Here is a 17082-nt window from a genome sequence, read left to right on the forward strand (position 1 = left end):
ATGCTGATGCTGATGCCGACGCTGATGCTGATGCCGATGCTGACGCCGATGCCGATGCCGATGCCGATGCTGATGCGGATGCCGATTCTGATGCTSATGCCGACGCCGATGCTGACGCCGATGCTGATGCCGATGCAGATGCTGATGCTGATGCCGATGCAGATTCTGATGCTCATGCCGATGCTGATGCTGATGCTGACGCCGATGCAGATGCTGACGCCGATGCTGATGCTGACGCCGATGCTCATGCGGATGCTGACGCCGACGCCGATGCGAAAGCTGATGCCGATGCCGATGCCGACGCCGATGCGGATGCCGACGCCGATGCTGATGCGAAAGCTGACTCTGGGCACAATTCCTTTACGAACGGGAACAATACCATCATCAATTACACCGATAATTCTGGTGCATATATCGCTATGGCCATGTATTCACTTACTATGTTGGAAGCCTTAAAGGGAAACCAGAATTCAAACAATATAGATGCCCTAATCTCCAGCCTAAGTAATACACTGAATGGGTTGTTACAAGGAGAAAAAGATAATCGTAAAGTTATCCTTGATACTATTAATTCTCTCAAAAAAGAGAAAGATTGAGGGGGATTGTATGTCACGAACAAACGTCTCACGCTGTTCGATTCCTACGAAGAAAGATAACGACAACCTTTATGTGAAAGTTAAAAACAATAACGAACAATTTAGTCGTCAATTCGAAATGAATGTTTACGATAAAGATTCGTCAACAAAAGAATTATTACCCGTATATGCAGATGACCAACTTACACTTATTGATACCCTGGAGCCTGGCGCACAGAAAGTCTATAGAATAGACGTATCGAGTGTAGACGGAAAGGTTACTTTCGAGATTATTCAAAAAGCAGGCGGTTCAGGTATTAAAGTTTCCAGAAATAGCAAAAATCCATCTTCTATCGAATTGCAAATTAAATAAATTCTCATAACCCGGCCGGGTCAAAGGCTATGATGAAAATATCATCATAGCCTTTTGTACGTGATAAAAGAATTTATAACATTCGTCCAAGAGGAAACGGCCACGTCGGCCTTTAGGACGACAGTGTTTCCCAAGGTTAATCAGAGAAAGTATAGTGAAACTTTATACTTCTGATTAACTAATAAATGCTAAGTATCACCTTAAGAAACGCATCCTGTCCGCAGTTTTCTTACGAAAACTACTTTTATCCAATAAGGACGGCGAAGCCGTTCTACTTGGCTTGGCAGCGCATCGTACTAACAGGTGGAAGTGCTGAACGCACCGCAGGGTGGCGTAAGTCCCTAGCTGACTGATAGTGCTCTGACCTTAAGGCAGGGTGCGGAGGATCAGAAGGCAAACCTTAGAACAGGCGGCAAAACATGTTGGCTGGCGGAGCCGGATGACCTTGCAAAACGCTTTTTAGATACGAAATTACAAGGGACTGAGCATAAATAGAGACAATGCATAATTTCATTTATGCTTTCAAGAGCATAAGTGGAAGAACTGGCTGTTCGCGAATACGCCGCTGAGTGCGGAAGGCCCATGCCTTTTTTATATTCCTATGATATCTACCGTTACCGAGCAGAAAATTTGTTCATATTCTATATTCGAAGATCCAAGAATGGGGGGGAGGATATGAAGCTCAGTGTTATAGGATTGGGTTATATCGGTTTGCCAACAGCCGTCCTGTTTGCCAATTCTGGAATGAATGTTCATGGAGTCGATGTGAATCCATCTGTGATCGACATGATCCGTTCAAAACAAATTCATTTGCACGAACCCGGTTTGGAACAAGCCTTGAAGGATGCGATCGACACGGGGGCTTTAACGGTTTCGATGCAGCCGCAGGAAGCGGATGCCTTTATTATAGCCGTTCCGACGCCAATTGGCCCCGGAAATACGGCTAATTTGTCGCAAGTTGTCAAGGCTGCAGAAATACTTGTCCCCATTTTGAAGGAAGGAGATTTGGTCGTTCTCGAATCTACGGTGCCTCCTAAAACGGTGGAATCGGTATTGCTTCCTGTGCTCAAACAATCGAATCTGGTCCTCGGTGAACAGTTGTTTGTTTGCTACTCTCCCGAGCGGGTGCTACCGGGCAAACTGTTTCACGAACTAAAGCATAATGACCGAATTATTGGAGGAATATCCCCACTTTCTGCTCAAAAGTGCAAGGAGCTGTATGAACGAATTGTACAGGGGGCCATTCACATTACCGATACCATAACCGCCGAAATGGTCAAATTGATGGAGAATACGTACCGTGACGTCAATATCGCATTAGCGAACGAACTGGCTCGAATTGCGGAAGAGATCGGTTTTGACGTTTGGGAAGCGATCCAATTGGCTAACTCGCATCCCAGAGTTCATATTCATTCTCCTGGTCCTGGTGTTGGGGGTCACTGTATCGCTGTCGATCCATGGTTTATTTTCGAAAAAGCGCCCAAGGCAGCCCGATTGATCGAGCTGTCGCGAATAACGAACGACAATGTTCCTCATGTGATCTCAAATCGAATCCGTGAAATGGTAAGGAATATCAATAAGCCTGTCATCACCCTGCTGGGTGTCGCATTTAAAGGCGATACAAATGATATCAGAGAGAGTCCTTCCCTTGTCGTAATGAACGAACTTCGCATAAACGGTTATCAGCTTAAAATTTACGATCCCTATGTCAAACAGGACATGACGGACAAGGTGCCTACATTGCACGAAGCGGTGACAGGATCCGATTGCATCGTCCTACTTACAGACCATGCAATATTCAAAGATATTGATTTCGACCAGATCGGAAGGTTGATGCGATCGCGTCGGATCATTGATACCCGAAATCTGGTGGATCTGGGTAGGCTGCGGCTTTCGGGATTCTTATGCGAAAAAATCGGTACACCGCTTGCGCCCGATTCCGCAGACCGGGATGAGGGTAGGTGAGCCAGTTCGATATGCCTGAAAACGGAGCTGACCGGGAACAACTGTGGGAAACGATCATGGACAGGATCGGACGACTCAAGCTGTGTAGGTTAAACGGTTGCGGGCGACCCGACATCCGTGTGGCCTGTATCATGGATACGTTCAGCTATGCCTGCTTCAAATACGAATGTTCGTTGATGCATCTGAATGCTTCAACCTGGAAGCGACAAATTGAGCGGTTTAAACCGAATCTGTTATTGGTGGAATCCGCTTGGGAGGGAATCGATGGTTCATGGCAGCGCCAGCTTTGCGATATCGGCACAGAGTATGCTGCGGTAATACGGAAATTGATCAGGTTTTGTAGGAAAAGTGGAATACCCACCGTGTTTTGGAATAAGGAGGATTCCCCAAACTATAAGCATTTCATCTCCACCGCTAAATTATTCGATTACGTATTTACTACCGACGCAAACTGTATCAAGCGATATAGACGTGATTTGGGTCACGACCGAGTCAACGTACTTCCTTTTGCCGCACAGCCCGCCCTTCATAATCCCGTTGATTCCGACTATTGTACAAAGGATAACGTGGCCTTCGCAGGAACCTGGTATCGAACCAAATATCCACATAGGCCAGAGGATATGTCGTTGATTCTGGGTCCGGCCCGGAGCTTTAACCTGCATATTTTTGATCGAAAACGCGATTACAGAATCAACAATGTATATAAGTTTCCCCGAAGATATCGCCCTTATATTGTAGGCGAATTGCCCTATGATGAGATGGTAGAGGCATATAAGTTATACAAGGTATTTTTAAATGTAAACTCGGTGAAAGACAGCCCGACGATGTTTTCGAGAAGAGTTTTTGAAATACTTGCATCAGGAACGAATGTGATCAGCACTTACTCTCTCGGGATAGAAACCATGTTTCCCGGAATTGTGCAGATCGCGGGATCGGTCTATGAGTCGAATGCTCTCTTAAACAACCTGCTTCATAACGCGCATTACAGCGAGCGGCTCAGTTTGCTCGGACTACGGGAAGTACATCTGAAGCATTTGTACAGACACAGGTTCGATGACATTCTTAAAACGATCGGGTTAGCGACATCCAGTCATAAGGGAGTGACAATCGTCGCCTGTCAAGATCAATATGGATGTCTTGATCGCCTGCTCAAGAGCTTTCATAACCAGGCTTGGGAACATAAGGAGCTGATCCTTTTGTTTGATAAGAGCAGCATATCCGAAAATCGGATAAAGGAATTACAATCCGAGCCAAACGTATCGCTACATCTGTTTTCCGAGGAGACTCCTTTTGACGAGCGCATCAGCTTTGCTCTCCGTCATACCGATTATGATCGTGTCGCATTGATGAATGGAGTGGATTATTACGCTGCGCATTTCCTGACCGATCTGATGCATGCCTTTCATTATACGGATGCCCAAATCGTCGGCAAGCGGGCTCACTATATGTACCTGGAATCCCAGAACCAATTGATGCTCGTTTCCACGGATAAAGAGAACCGGTATGTCGATCGGTTAAGCGCAGAAGCAATGATCGTGAAAAAGGAGGTTTTTTCCGAAATTTTACTGCGCGGCAAGACGGAGGAAGGATTTGAACAGTTTTTTTCGGACTGCCGGAGCAGCGGCATGAAAATGTTCGCTGCGGATAAATTCAATTACATCCGTGTAGTAAAGGAAAGCGACGAGCCTTCCATATCCGGGGACGAGATGGATACTGAAACGACTACGGTCGTAGCCTATGGCGACGATCATTTGGCATATGCCACAATTTAGGCTGATGTTAACGATAGGACGTGAGAGACCATTAGGATAACCGAACAAGGAGAATACCCGGATGAATGGGACGCAAACAGATTGTTCGAGATTGTATCCGTTATGGGTGAAGCCCCGGAAGCTGAGAGGCGGTCAATGTGGGAGCTTGTCAGCCGATCCCTGCTTGACTCGGGTTCACATCTGCCGATCACCCCTGAAACCGATAAGCTATTAACCGATTTATTCTCCGGAAAACACGGTTGGGCATGTCTGCGGTTGCGCTGGTTGGTCGAACGGGGGGAACTGGAAGAAGTCCAGAGGGATTTGAGTAATTATGGGGGAAATCAGAAGGTGAAAATCCTCCTCTATCTGGCGAAAATCTGCTGTCAATACAATGATTTTCTTACTGCGTTGAACTATGCCAAACAAGCTTATCGCATCGATGCTAATAATGTGCAAGTGCACAGGCGGCTTGCGAGCATCCATCATCGGCTCGGCAACATCACGGAGCGGCTGTATTTTCTGAAACGGATCAATAAGCGATTCGGTCGCCTCTATGACAATGAGTTGGCAAACGCGCGTGACGAAATACGGCATTTGAAGAAACAATGGGAATTGGATTACGATTTACGCCGTATCGTTCGTGGCCATACGATTGTCCACGTATGGAACAAATCCTTCCCAACGATAAACGGTTATACCGTAAGAAATGCGGAAATTATTAAACACCTGAAGGAAATGGGACTGAATACCGTCGGCGTTACGAAACTGGGGTGGCCTCCGGATGACCGTTCCGATTCGGTCCATACCTACCTTAACGAGATCGACATGTTTCGCCTATACGATGCGAACCATACCGAGTTGAATAAGATACCGATGAGCAAATATTTTCGGTTATATGCCCTTCGGTTCGCCAAATTACTCGGGTATCTGAAGCCGGGCATTATTCATGCGGCATCGAACTTTCAAAACGCTCTTCCTCCTCTTGTGGTCGCCCGTAAGCTCGGAATCCGGTCCGTTTATGAAGTGAGAGGCATGTGGCATTATACCCAGACTTCAAAAACGAGAGGGTTTGAGTATTCGGAGAGGTATCGCCTGCACGAAGCTTATGAATTGACCTGCTGCCGGCTTGCCGATCGGGTCGTTGTTATCAGCGATACCTTAAAGAAGCTTCTGATTGATCTGGGTATCCCTTCGAAGAAAATAACAGTCGTTTATAACGGCGTTAATATTAGCAATTTTCAACCGCAGCCACCTTGTCCCGAGTTGCAACAGACCTTCGACCTCGAGGGAAAACTCGTTGTCGGGTTTGTCGGTACCTTGGAAAAGTACGAGGGACTGGACTATCTGCTTCACGCTCTAGCCATCCTGCAAGGGCAGCGAAGCGATATAAAGCTGATTATCGTTGGAGACGGACCCGCCTTGCCCGATTTGTACAGACTGTCCGCTCAACTTGGTCTGCAAAGAGAAGTTTCATTTGTCGGTGCGGTACCCCGTGATCAGGTTAGGAGGTTTTACTCGGTCATGGATATTCTACCCTTTCCGCGAACGCGGGCGAGGGTTTGCGAGCTGGTGACACCGCTGAAGCCATACGAAGCGATGGCGATGGGAAAAACCGTAATGGTCAGCGATATACCGGCCCTACGGGAGATGGTGTCGGACGGTAACACCGGCCTGATGTTTCAGCCGGAGGATGCTGCGTCGCTCGCGGAGGCGATAGTTAGTAGCGAGCAGCATCCCTACTTAGGAAGGAATGCGAGGGAATGGGTGATGCAAAATAGGGACTGGCGCAACCTTTTACGCGGCTATGTTGACGTCTATGATGGATTGAGACACCGGAAATAAGAGATTAGCGAAAGAGGGGAAGGAGCTGCTTTGAAAATATTGGGCATCGATTCGAGTTTACCCGTCATTACTGTAAGTTATCGACCGGAAAATCACACCTGTGACGCACAAGAAAACCGAGAAGACTATATCGTCGAGTATTTAGACGACTATGTAGGGCGATTCCAGCCAATCGAAACCGTTGCTGGTTGGTTGGATCTAAGAAACCAAACCTATGAAAACTACATTGTCAAAACAAAACGCACATACAAGAGTACTAGGTCGGCGGAGCATGCAGCCGGCAAGTCGTTAAAAAAGGGGTACTATATAAAGCCCTTTGTGAGAAGGCTGTTTACTCCCGATATCATCTCGATCACTCATTCCAAGGAAGTCCGCAGCGGAGGCCCGAGGAGTGGGTTTCTTCTCGAAACTTTGGAGGATATTGGAGGAGCGCCGCCACAATATTATCACTTTCGGATGCCGGGTTGTCCATTTCATTACTCGATCTTCTGGGGGATTTTTATGGATGCGCCGGGTCACGTACAAGGAGAAGTGGTGACGGACGAACGGCTTATCGGATTTATCCATTTGCGGCGGACGGGGAATGTCGCCATATACACGCAAATCCTAGGACACGGCGATTATTTGACTGACGGGATCATGTTCCATCTCCATTTGGAAATAATTAAATGGATCTTGGACGATAACAATCCATACGGTCAAGGATTGGAGCATTTGATATACGGCCGTTACTATGACGGTGGGGAAGGTCGGATCACTTGGCGGAAAAAAACGGGTTTCGAACCCGCTTATCTCGTGCATAACGATTGAAGGGAGAGTCCGAATGGAACAAGCAGACAAACCGGAGAAGAAGCTCACGATATTTATTACGATTGATACGGAAGACGCTTATTTCAATACACCCAGGCTGATCACCGGGGAGGGATTACCGGAACAGCCGGGTATCGGGAAAATCATGGATATGATGGATCAATACCAGGTTAAAGGCAATTTTTTCCTGGATGTATACGATGTTAAGTACGGTTCTGCCATGCTCCAAAAGATTACCCGGAACATCCATCACAGGGGCCATGAAGTGGAGCTGCATACGCATCCGTCCGGAAATCTTCCGTTTTACAAAAAGGCGATCTATCGGTATTCGTTACGGGAACAGATTGATATTTTGGAGTACGGGAAACATTTCATCGCCGAGCAAACGGGATCGTGCCCGATTGCGCATAGAGGGGGATCTTACGCGGTTAACGAAAACACGCTGTACGCTTTATCGGAGATCGGCATACCGATTGATTCGTCGGTTTTTCATCAACATCCCAATAATAATCTGGGTCAAATCCCGACCGTGAATAAAACAATTTCCTATTATAACACTATTGAGATCCCGGTCACCTACGTCAATATCATCTCGAAGAAAGGGGAACTCCTGAACTCCAAATTCGATCTTGACTGGTTATCTTACGAGGAACTGGTGAAAGTCATCCAACTAGCGAAAGCCCACGGGCTCAGGAAGCTTACCCTCTTTATGCACAGTTTCTCATTTATCAACAAGAAAACCAAACCCGCTGCGGCACCGGAGGATCCCTCGGCCCTGTTCCGGGACAAATCTTCGGGCGGAACTGTATATTGTGAAATATACGGAACCGACTATCCGGATATTTCTTCCTTCGACAGGCTGCTTAACTACATGACGAGCGATCCCGAAATTGAAGTAACCACGTTTAAAGATTGGTACGCAAGAAATAAGAACGAACCTCCGGGTGAAGATTATATCCCGGTCATTGACAGACTTCCCAAGAAATAAAGACGAGATGCGAAAGGGGTATCCAGATTCTAGACTAATTTAGAATCAGATACCCCACTTACAGTGATAAAGAATTTATAACATCCGTACAATAAATTCTTAGTATCACCTGAAGAAACGCTCCGTCTTTATGAACGGTGAAGCCGTTTCTTCTTGTATTCAATGAAGCTAGGCTATTGAAGAAGATTCTTAAACTCTTCTGTTAATAAAGGTACAACTTCAAATAAATCGCCAACGATCCCATAGTCAGCTAACTTGAAGATAGGAGCTTCAGGGTCTTTGTTGATTGCGATGATCACCCTAGAACCGCTCATGCCTGCTAAATGCTGGATAGCGCCACTGATTCCACATGCGATATAGATTTCTGGCGTTACGACTTTGCCTGTTTGGCCAATTTGAAGTCCATAATCGCAGTAACCCGCATCACATGCGCCACGCGAAGCTCCAACCGCACCGCCAAGCACATTCGCAAGCTCTTCAAGCGGTGCAAAGCCGTCAGCGCTCTTGACTCCGCGTCCACCAGAGACAACAACCTTCGCTTCCGTTAGGTCGATCTTGCCAGAGGTCTTCTTGACGACCTCTTTGATCACCGAGCGAAGGGATGGTGTAGGCGCTGGGAGCGCTATTGTTGCTGTGTCGCCCGCACCGTCAGCTGCAGGCGCTGCAATATTGTTGGGTCTGATCGTCACGACCCAAGGACCACTACCGGCAAACGCGCGCTTCTCGAACGCTTTGCCTGCATAGATCGGGCGTGTGAATGAGGCGCCCGAAGCGACTTTGGTTGCGGCGATGACGTCGGATATTTGACCTGCACCAAGCGTAGCTGCGATCTGTGGTGCAAGGTCCTTGCCCATCGCCGTATGTCCAAGCAGCACAGCATCAGGCTTCGCCGCATTAAGTACCGCGCTAATAGCAGCAAAATAGGCCTCCGGGTTGTAGTGCTCAAGACTAGCATCATCAATGACATAGGTCTGATCGAGACCATATGATGCAAGCTCGCTAGTTAGCCCACTAACACCGGAACCAATAATGACTGCTTGTAAGCGGTCGCCTTCATCTACGATCGTTCTTGCTGCTCCGATTGTTTCAAAGGATACCTGGCGGAGCTTACCACCTTTTGATTCTGCAACGATTAATAATGTTTTCCCCATATATATTCGTCTCCCTTATATGCGATTTAAAAGGTATTATGAAATTGATTATATAACCTTTGATTCGTTACGAAGCAATGTGACTAGTTCTTTGACCTGATTGGTTAGATCGCCTTGCAGAATCTTGCCTGCCTTGCGTGCTTCTGGTAAGAACAAATCCGTGCGATTTGTTTTGGATTCAAGCTGTCCAATCCCTAGATCGTCCAAGCTCAATTGGCTGAATGGCTTCTTCTTAGCCTTCATAATGCCTGGAAGAGAAGGGTATCTAGGCTCATTCAAGCCTTGTTGTGCAGTGAATAGTGCAGGAAGCGTAAGCTCAGATACTTCCAGGTCTCCTTCGGAGTCTCGATAAGCAACCACTTGACTACCTGACAGCTCAAGCTTCGTCACCGTGGAGACATGAGGGATGTCCAGCAGCTTAGCAAGACGAATCGTAACCTGCCCTGCACCGTTATCAACAGAGAAGCTGCCACCAAGGATAAGATCGAATGGTTTATCTGATAAATAACGATGAATTACTTGTGACACCGAATATTCATCTCCAGTGATGCGATCATCGTTGATTAATACAGCTTCATCAGCTCCCATTGCAAGAGCTGTCCGCAGCGCTTCAGCCATGCGATCAGGTCCCACAGCCAGAACTGTTACTTTACCGCCGTGCTCATCACGGAATTGAATGGCCTGCTCAACAGCATATTCATCATATGGATTTATGACGAACTTAACACCGTCCTCCGAAATAGCACCCTGCTGTATGACAATCTTCTCTTCGGTGTCAAAAGTTTGTTTTAATAACACATAAATTTCCATTGAAAATCCTCCTATGAACTTATTTTCTGATAAATTGAATATTAAGAAAATTTAATACGCAACAGAATCAATTTCATCGTTTTAATGAGTTATGAAATTGATTCAACAAGCTAATATAATTAAAGATATTAGCTTGTGCTGCGTTTACGCCTTAATTCCATTAAAGAAAAAGTTAATCGTACCCTCAATCTGTGCAGTAAGGGAATACTTGCGCCCAGAGATTAACCAAGAGGTTACAACCTCGTCCAACCCTCCGAATAGCAGTTGTCTGGTCAGTTTAACATCAAGGTCTTGGCGGAATAGCTTTTCTTCAATTCCTTTAAGCAATAATTGCTCGATTAATACAATATATGGCTTAACAGCCTTTCCAATCTCTCTTCGCAGCTCAAGTGAGCTTTGTCTTAGTTCGATCTGGGTAACAAAGGCTAGATCCACCTGTTCTTCTAACTCGCCATAATGGATTTCACATACCCTGCGCAGCGCATCCTTGGCATTTGTTGTTTGCTCGATGCTTAAGTGGAATTTATCCACGAGCTCTCCGAGCTTTTCTTTAAATAAACAAATAAGGATATCTTCTTTGTTTTTAAAATATAAATATATGGTGCCGTCAGCAACACCTGCTTCTTTGGCGATTTTAGATACCTGAGCACGGTGAAATCCATGAACCGCAAATACCTTTACAGCTGCCTCTAAAATTAAATTGTATTTTTCTGTCTTTTTGCTACTTGTCACGATACCACCTCGGTGTTAGAATGTGAATAAGTTATGAATGAATAGTCATTCATTTTCTATAATCATCATAAAATACATTAAAAGCGTTGTCAACGATCCGTTTATAAGTACAAGATGTAAGCGTTTTTACGTGTATTAGAATGAGAAAGGGGCTACAGAAGCTTATGTTCATTGCATGGATACAATTTCTCCTTTTTCTTGCTGTGACAGGGGCGTTCGTGTATGCGTTTGTCCTAGCAGTGTATCATCGGTACTTATATTTAAAGCTAGGGCAGCCATCCAATCTGCGCAAACAGCTGTCAGCAAGGCTGCGAACATTCTTGATCGAAGTGTTTGGTCAGACGAAGCTGCTTAAGGATCGCAAAAGCGGGATCATGCACATTGTCATTTTTTACGGATTCATTATTTTGCAGTTCGGTGCACTCGACTTGATTCTCAAAGGGCTGATTGGACGAGGGCTGCCTATCCCGGGCTATGAGATTTTTAGTCTCTTGCAAGAGACGACCGTTGTCTTAATTGTCGTAGCGATGTTATATGCAACTTATCGGCGATATGTGGAACAGCTGAAGCGTCTCAAACGTGGCTGGAAGCCGAGTATCGTTGTGTTCTTTATTTTTTTTCTCATGTTATCTGTCGTACTCAGCTTAGGATTCGAACGTGTAAAGGATGATTTGCCAGCTTCATGGTCAGCACCGATTTCCTCATTGCTGGCAGCAGGCTTTGACGGACTATCACAATTAGCAGCAGAGGTTCTGTTCATGATTTTCTGGTGGGCACATCTGCTGATCCTACTGTCATTCCTAGTCTATGTTCCGCAATCCAAGCACTTTCATCTCATTACCGGACCGATCAATATTCTGTTAAAAAGAACAGAACCAGTTGGCAAGCTGCATAAGCTGGATCTAGAGGATGAAGAAGCAGAATCATTTGGGGTTGGAAAAATAGAAGATTTCACTCAAAAGCAAATGCTTGATCTATACGCATGTGTTGAGTGTGGCCGTTGTACAAGTGTATGCCCTGCTTCCAACACAGGTAAGCTGCTTTCACCAATGCATCTAATTGTTAAGCTGCGTGATCATTTGATGGAGAAAGGCGCTGCAATTACGAGCAAATCGCCTTGGGTACCCGCATTTGCATTTGCCAACAATGGCGCTGCGCATGCTATGCAGCCTGATACTGCTGAACGCTTATTGCAGTGGAATGACAAAGCGACAACGAATATTGAGCATACGATGCACGTGCAGAAGTATGGTTGGTCAGTAGGTAATCGCTCTGCTAATGAGCTTGAACTCATTGGTGATGTAATGACCGAAGATGAAATTTGGTCTTGTACAACATGCCGCAACTGCGAAGACCAATGTCCTGTTGATAATGAGCATGTAGATAAAATTATTGATCTGCGCAGACATCTTGTACTGATGCAAGGTAGTATACCGCATGATGGTCAACGGGCACTGCAAAATATTGAACGTCAAAGCAATCCATGGGGAATCTCCCGGGGAGAGCGAGCGAAGTGGGTGCAGGAGGTTGATCCAAATGGTGAGCTTTCAGTACCGACAGTGAAAGAAAATCCAGAGTTCGAATATTTACTGTTTGTTGGCTCTATGGGCTCATATGACAATCGCAGTCGCAAGATTACACGTGCACTTGTCAGATTGCTTAATGAAGCAGACGTTAACTTTGCCATACTTGGCAATGAAGAGAAGAACTCTGGCGATACACCGCGCAGAATGGGGAATGAGATGTTGTTCCAGCAGCTGAGCGCAGAAAATATTCAGATATTTCAGAAATATCATGTGAAGAAGATCGTGACAGCATGCCCACATACATTTAATACGTTCAAGAATGAGTATCCTGAATTCGGGCTGGAAGCGGAAGTATTCCATCACACAGAGCTGCTTGATCAGCTGGTGCGTGAAGGAAAGCTGAAGCCAACATACAAGGTGCGTGAACGCATAACTTATCACGATTCTTGCTATCTGGGGCGTTATAACAATGTGTATGATCAGCCACGTAATATTCTGCGCTCGATCCCAGGTGTTGAATTAGTTGAGATGCAGCGTTCTCGCTCGAACGGGATGTGCTGTGGAGCTGGTGGTGGAATGATGTGGATGGAAGAAACTGCAGGCAAGCGTGTGAATTTAGCACGTACCGAGCAAGCGCTTGAGGTTAATCCGACTGTGATAAGTTCCGCTTGTCCGTACTGCTTAACGATGCTGGAAGATGGGACCAAAATGAAGGAAGTTGAGGAAGCTGTGAAAGCAAGAGACATCGCAGAAATTCTTGAAGCGTCAGTCTTTGGAGTCACGAGTAAAGAAGCAGTTGTAATGAATTAAGTCATTATATTCTCTGTTCGTTTGTTTCACAAAACTTGTAACACAATTCTTGTATAGCGTATGCTTCCGAAGTAGTTTTGCTCTTCGAGCTATCGCTCTTGTAAAATCAAAACTTTTAGGAGGGTTTCAAGATGCACAAAAAGATTCGAAACGCTGCGGTTATTGGCTCTGGTGTTATGGGCTCTGGCATTGCAGCTCATTTGGCAGGTGTAGGTATTCCTTGTTTGTTACTTGATGTCGTGCCTAATAGCTTAACAGCAGATGAAGAAGCAGCAGGATTAACACTTCAGCATCCTAAGGTTCGTAATAAGTTAGCTACTGGAGCGATTCAGAAGCTGAAGAAGACGAATCCAGCGCCACTATACAGTGAAGCATTCGCTGAAAGGATTACGCCAGGCAACTTGGAGGATCATTTAGCTGAATTAGCTAAAGTCGACTGGATCATCGAGGTCGTTGTGGAACGTCTAGATGTTAAGAAATCTTTACTGGGTAAAATAGAATCCGTCTGGACACCGGGCACAATTGTCAGCTCGAACACATCAGGTATTTCTATTAATGAAATGGTTAGTGATTGTGGTGATGAATTTAAAAAGCATTTCTTAGGAACTCATTTCTTTAATCCTCCACGTTATATGAAATTGCTAGAGATTATTCCAGGCAATCAAACAGATCTTGAAATCCTTTCTTATATGTCAGAATTTTGTGATAACAAACTTGGCAAAGGCGTTGTTATTGCTAAAGATACGCCAAACTTTATAGCCAACCGTATTGGAACGTACGGCCTTATGGCTACCTTGAACGAAATGATTGAGAAGGGCTACACCGTTGAAGAGGTGGAAGCAGTCACAGGACCAGCGATGGGAAGACCCAAAAGTGCAACTTTCCGTACACTCGATTTGGTCGGGCTGGATACATTCGTTCATGTTGCTCAGAATGTATACGATCATGTGAACACGGAAGATGAGAAGAAAGTATTTCATATTCCTGATTTTCTTCAAGATATGGTGTCTAGAGGCTGGATTGGCGAGAAGAATGGGCAAGGCTTTTACAAGAAGGTAAAAGACGAGTCAGGCAAACAAATCCTTGCCTTAAATTTATCAACGATGGAATATGCACCAAGTAACAAGATTACTTCTGCGTCATTAGAAGCCTCTAAGGCGGCTAAAGGTACTGCTGCTAAAGTAAAGGCTCTGATAGGTAGTAAGGATCGTTATTCTGAACTTGCCTGGAACTTACTTAAGCCAGTTCTTCTCTATTCAGCAAAGCTGCTCGGTGAAATTGCCGATTCTATTGTTGAAATCGATAAAGCGATGAAATGGGGCTTTAATTGGAATCTTGGACCATTCGAGCTATGGGATGCAATTGGTTTAGTTAAATCCGTTCAGAGAATGGAGTCAGAAGGGGAAGTCATCCCAGGCTGGGTCAAGGAATGGATTGCCGAAGGAAATACAAGCTTTTATAAGCGTGAACCAGGTCATGCGTTCTACTATTCAAGCGGTGCCTATAAAGGCATGGATATTAAACCTGAGAACATTTCACTGAAATCGTTGAAAGAACAGAGCAGAGTGATCATCGGTAATAGTGGAGCTAGCTTAGTTGATCTAGGAGATGATGTTGCCTGTCTTGAATTCCATTCCAACAACAATGCTGTTGGTGAAGATATTCTTTCCATGATTTCCAGAAGTGTCGATGAGGTTCGGAGTAATTATCGTGGACTTGTGATTGCCAATGAAGGCAGACATTTCTGTGTAGGAGCGAACTTAATGCTTCTCTTGATGGAAATTCAGGATGATGAGTGGGATGAAGTCAACCACATTATTAAGACGTTCCAAGATACGATGATGAAGCTTAAATGGTTCGAGAAGCCAGTCGTCGCAGCTCCACACAGCATGACATTAGGCGGCGGGGTTGAGGCGTGCTTGCCAGCAGACCAAATTGCTTTCTCAGCAGAAACGTATTTTGGCCTTGTCGAAGTAGGTGTGGGCTTAATTCCTGCAGGCGGTGGTTGTAAGGAAGTGACTCTAATGGCTAGTAAGCATATGCCAAATCCTGAGCATGATTTACAGCCTCTGATTAATCAATATTTTGAAACGATTGGCATGGCAAAGGTATCGACAAGCGGGCATGATACGAAACGACTTGGATTCATGAGACAAGGGGATTTTGTTGTCGTTAACCAAGATCATCGTATTTATGAAGCGAAGCAAGCTGTCTTAAGAATGGATGCAGCAGGCTACAATGTACAGCTTCCTGAGAAGATTCGCGTCGTCGGTGATGCGGGTAAAGCAGTTCTACAGACTGCTGCCTATACGATGCGTCAAAGTGGATATATAAGCAGTCATGATCATCTAATTGCTAACAAGCTTGCACATGTACTTGCAGGAGGGAATGTACCAGCAGGAACACTCGTGACAGAGCAATATATGCTTGATTTGGAACGTGAAGCGTTCATGAGTTTATGCGGCGAACCGAAGACACAGCAACGTATGCAAAGCTTGCTAACGACAGGTAAACCATTTCGCAACTAATTTAAACCTAGAGGAGTGAACATTTCATGAAAGAGGCTGTGATCGTATCCATCACTAGAACGCCTGTCGGCAAAGCAAAGAAAGGTAGCTTGTCGCAGACGCGTGCGGAAGATTTAGGCAAGGTAGTGCTTGAAGAAGTTATAGCAAGAGCGCCAGGACTACGTAAGGAAGATGTTGAGGATATCATTATCGGGTGTGCGATGCCAGAGGGTGAGCAAGGACTTAATTTTGCACGTACGATGGCATTGTATGCAGGATTTCCTGTTACAGTGCCAGCCATTACGGTCAACCGTTTCTGTTCATCTGGCTTACAAGCGATTGCTTATGCAGCAGAACGCATTATGCTAGGCTCCGCTGAAGTAGTAATCGCTGGTGGGGTTGAAAGCATGAGTCATGTACCGATGACAGGCTTTAAGGTTTCACCACATCCTGGGATTATTGAGTCCATGCCGGAAGTATACCTTGGCATGGGGAATACGGCTGAGAATGTGGCGAATCGATTCGGAGTAAATCGTGAGGATCAGGATCGGTATGCGACAAACAGTCATCGCAAGGCAGCAGTTGCCATTGCAGAAGGCAAGTTTAAAGAGGAGATTGTACCCGTTGCAACTTCATTTAGAGGCGTAGATGATAACGGCAAGTTCTGGGAGAAGAAGTTCACTTTCGATATGGATGAAGGTGTACGTGTAGATACATCTGTTGAGGGACTCGCGAAGCTTAAGCCTGCTTTCTCCCTTAAAGGTTCCGTTACTGCTGGGAATACTTCACAAATGAGTGATGGCGCAGCAGCAGCTGTACTGATGAGCAGAGAGAAGGCAGATGAGCTTGGTCTAAAGCCACTTGCTGTATTTCGTTCCTTCACAGTAACAGGTGTTGAACCTGAAATCATGGGAGTTGGACCCGTTAAGGCAATTCCCAAGGCTTTGCAGATGGCTGGTATATCGTTAGATGAGGTCAAATTATTCGAGATTAACGAAGCCTTTGCTTCCCAGTGTGTGCATATCATTCGGGAGCTTGGACTTGATGAGAATAAAGTGAATGTAAACGGTGGAGCTATTGCGTTAGGCCATCCATTAGGATGTACTGGTGCGAAGCTGACGACTAGTCTTATTCATGAATTAAGACGTCAAGGTGGTGGTTATGGGGTAGTGTCGATGTGTATAGGCGGAGGAATGGGCGCAGCTGGGGTATTCGAAGTATTTGCTGAGTAATTAATTT

At 45.5% G+C, this 17082-nt stretch carries 13 protein-coding genes; 10 read left to right on the forward strand and 3 right to left on the reverse strand.

What is annotated here, in order from left to right; translation table 11 throughout:
• The 7 genes from AC1DOK_RS06490 to AC1DOK_RS06520 all read left to right on the forward strand — a co-directional run.
• The coding region (locus tag AC1DOK_RS06490; protein WP_477553437.1) for a hypothetical protein at positions 1–596 on the forward strand (596 nt) is incomplete at its 5' end.
• A 10-nt stretch (positions 597–606) separates the two neighbouring features.
• Positions 607–948 carry a hypothetical protein gene (locus AC1DOK_RS06495; protein WP_477553438.1) on the forward strand — a complete coding sequence of 114 codons (342 nt, stop codon included), beginning with the start codon at positions 607–609 and terminating at the stop codon, positions 946–948.
• Between the two features lie 675 nt (positions 949–1623).
• The gene (locus AC1DOK_RS06500; RefSeq protein WP_477553439.1) at positions 1624–2913 is read left to right on the forward strand and encodes a nucleotide sugar dehydrogenase; all 1290 of its coding nucleotides are present in this window, start codon (positions 1624–1626) and stop codon (positions 2911–2913) included.
• On the forward strand, positions 2910–4685 hold the full coding sequence (locus AC1DOK_RS06505) for a CgeB family protein (RefSeq protein ID WP_477553440.1): 1776 nt from the start codon (positions 2910–2912) through the stop codon (positions 4683–4685). The genes AC1DOK_RS06500 and AC1DOK_RS06505 overlap by 4 nt, the downstream gene beginning before the upstream one ends.
• A 102-nt stretch (positions 4686–4787) precedes the next feature.
• Entirely contained in the window at positions 4788–6509 is a 1722-nt protein-coding gene (locus AC1DOK_RS06510; RefSeq protein ID WP_477553441.1) for a glycosyltransferase, read from the forward strand.
• A gap of 30 nt (positions 6510–6539) precedes the next feature.
• On the forward strand, positions 6540–7319 hold the full coding sequence (locus AC1DOK_RS06515; RefSeq protein ID WP_477553442.1) for a hypothetical protein: 780 nt from the start codon (positions 6540–6542) through the stop codon (positions 7317–7319).
• A 13-nt stretch (positions 7320–7332) separates the two neighbouring features.
• Positions 7333–8307: a polysaccharide deacetylase family protein gene (locus tag AC1DOK_RS06520; protein WP_477553443.1), complete on the forward strand. Its 975-nt coding sequence runs from the start codon at positions 7333–7335 to the stop codon at positions 8305–8307.
• 173 nt (positions 8308–8480) lie between these two features.
• Here AC1DOK_RS06520 and AC1DOK_RS06525 read toward each other — a convergent pair whose 3' ends face one another.
• From AC1DOK_RS06525 to AC1DOK_RS06535, 3 genes are all read right to left on the reverse strand, one after another.
• On the reverse strand, positions 8481–9458 hold the full coding sequence (locus tag AC1DOK_RS06525) for an electron transfer flavoprotein subunit alpha/FixB family protein (protein WP_477553444.1): 978 nt from the start codon (positions 9456–9458) through the stop codon (positions 8481–8483).
• 48 nt (positions 9459–9506) lie between these two features.
• The gene (locus AC1DOK_RS06530) at positions 9507–10268 is read right to left on the reverse strand and encodes an electron transfer flavoprotein subunit beta/FixA family protein (RefSeq protein WP_477553445.1); all 762 of its coding nucleotides are present in this window, start codon (positions 10266–10268) and stop codon (positions 9507–9509) included.
• A 144-nt stretch (positions 10269–10412) separates the two neighbouring features.
• Positions 10413–11000, reverse strand: coding sequence for a TetR/AcrR family transcriptional regulator (locus AC1DOK_RS06535; RefSeq protein ID WP_477553446.1), 588 nt, complete (start codon positions 10998–11000; stop codon positions 10413–10415).
• A gap of 164 nt (positions 11001–11164) precedes the next feature.
• Between AC1DOK_RS06535 and AC1DOK_RS06540 the strand changes: the two genes are divergently transcribed.
• The 3 genes from AC1DOK_RS06540 to AC1DOK_RS06550 all read left to right on the forward strand — a co-directional run bounded on the left by AC1DOK_RS06540 (position 11165) and on the right by AC1DOK_RS06550 (position 17075).
• Positions 11165–13336: a (Fe-S)-binding protein gene (locus AC1DOK_RS06540; RefSeq protein WP_477553691.1), complete on the forward strand. Its 2172-nt coding sequence runs from the start codon at positions 11165–11167 to the stop codon at positions 13334–13336.
• Positions 13337–13467: 131 nt separating this feature from the next.
• The gene (locus tag AC1DOK_RS06545; protein ID WP_477553447.1) at positions 13468–15864 is read left to right on the forward strand and encodes a 3-hydroxyacyl-CoA dehydrogenase/enoyl-CoA hydratase family protein; all 2397 of its coding nucleotides are present in this window, start codon (positions 13468–13470) and stop codon (positions 15862–15864) included.
• 26 nt (positions 15865–15890) lie between these two features.
• A complete protein-coding gene (locus AC1DOK_RS06550; RefSeq protein WP_477553448.1) occupies positions 15891–17075 on the forward strand; it encodes an acetyl-CoA C-acyltransferase in 1185 nt (394 codons plus the stop codon).
• Positions 17076–17082: the final 7 nt, after the last annotated feature.

The sequence above is a fragment of the Paenibacillus sp. P5_B5 genome, from assembly GCF_056400365.1.

Excerpts from the sequence above, each read along its gene's own strand:
- AC1DOK_RS06495 (WP_477553438.1), top strand. The coding sequence starts at position 607 with ATGTCACGAACAAACGTCTCACGCTGTTCGATTCCTACGAAGAAAGAT.
- AC1DOK_RS06500 (WP_477553439.1), top strand. The coding sequence starts at position 1,624 with ATGAAGCTCAGTGTTATAGGATTGGGTTATATCGGTTTGCCAACAGCC.
- AC1DOK_RS06510 (WP_477553441.1), top strand. The coding sequence starts at position 4,788 with ATGGGTGAAGCCCCGGAAGCTGAGAGGCGGTCAATGTGGGAGCTTGTC.
- AC1DOK_RS06520 (WP_477553443.1), top strand. The coding sequence starts at position 7,333 with ATGGAACAAGCAGACAAACCGGAGAAGAAGCTCACGATATTTATTACG.
- AC1DOK_RS06525 (WP_477553444.1), bottom strand. The coding sequence starts at position 9,458 with ATGGGGAAAACATTATTAATCGTTGCAGAATCAAAAGGTGGTAAGCTC.
- AC1DOK_RS06530 (WP_477553445.1), bottom strand. The coding sequence starts at position 10,268 with ATGGAAATTTATGTGTTATTAAAACAAACTTTTGACACCGAAGAGAAG.
- AC1DOK_RS06540 (WP_477553691.1), top strand. The coding sequence starts at position 11,165 with ATGTTCATTGCATGGATACAATTTCTCCTTTTTCTTGCTGTGACAGGG.
- AC1DOK_RS06545 (WP_477553447.1), top strand. The coding sequence starts at position 13,468 with ATGCACAAAAAGATTCGAAACGCTGCGGTTATTGGCTCTGGTGTTATG.
- AC1DOK_RS06550 (WP_477553448.1), top strand. The coding sequence starts at position 15,891 with ATGAAAGAGGCTGTGATCGTATCCATCACTAGAACGCCTGTCGGCAAA.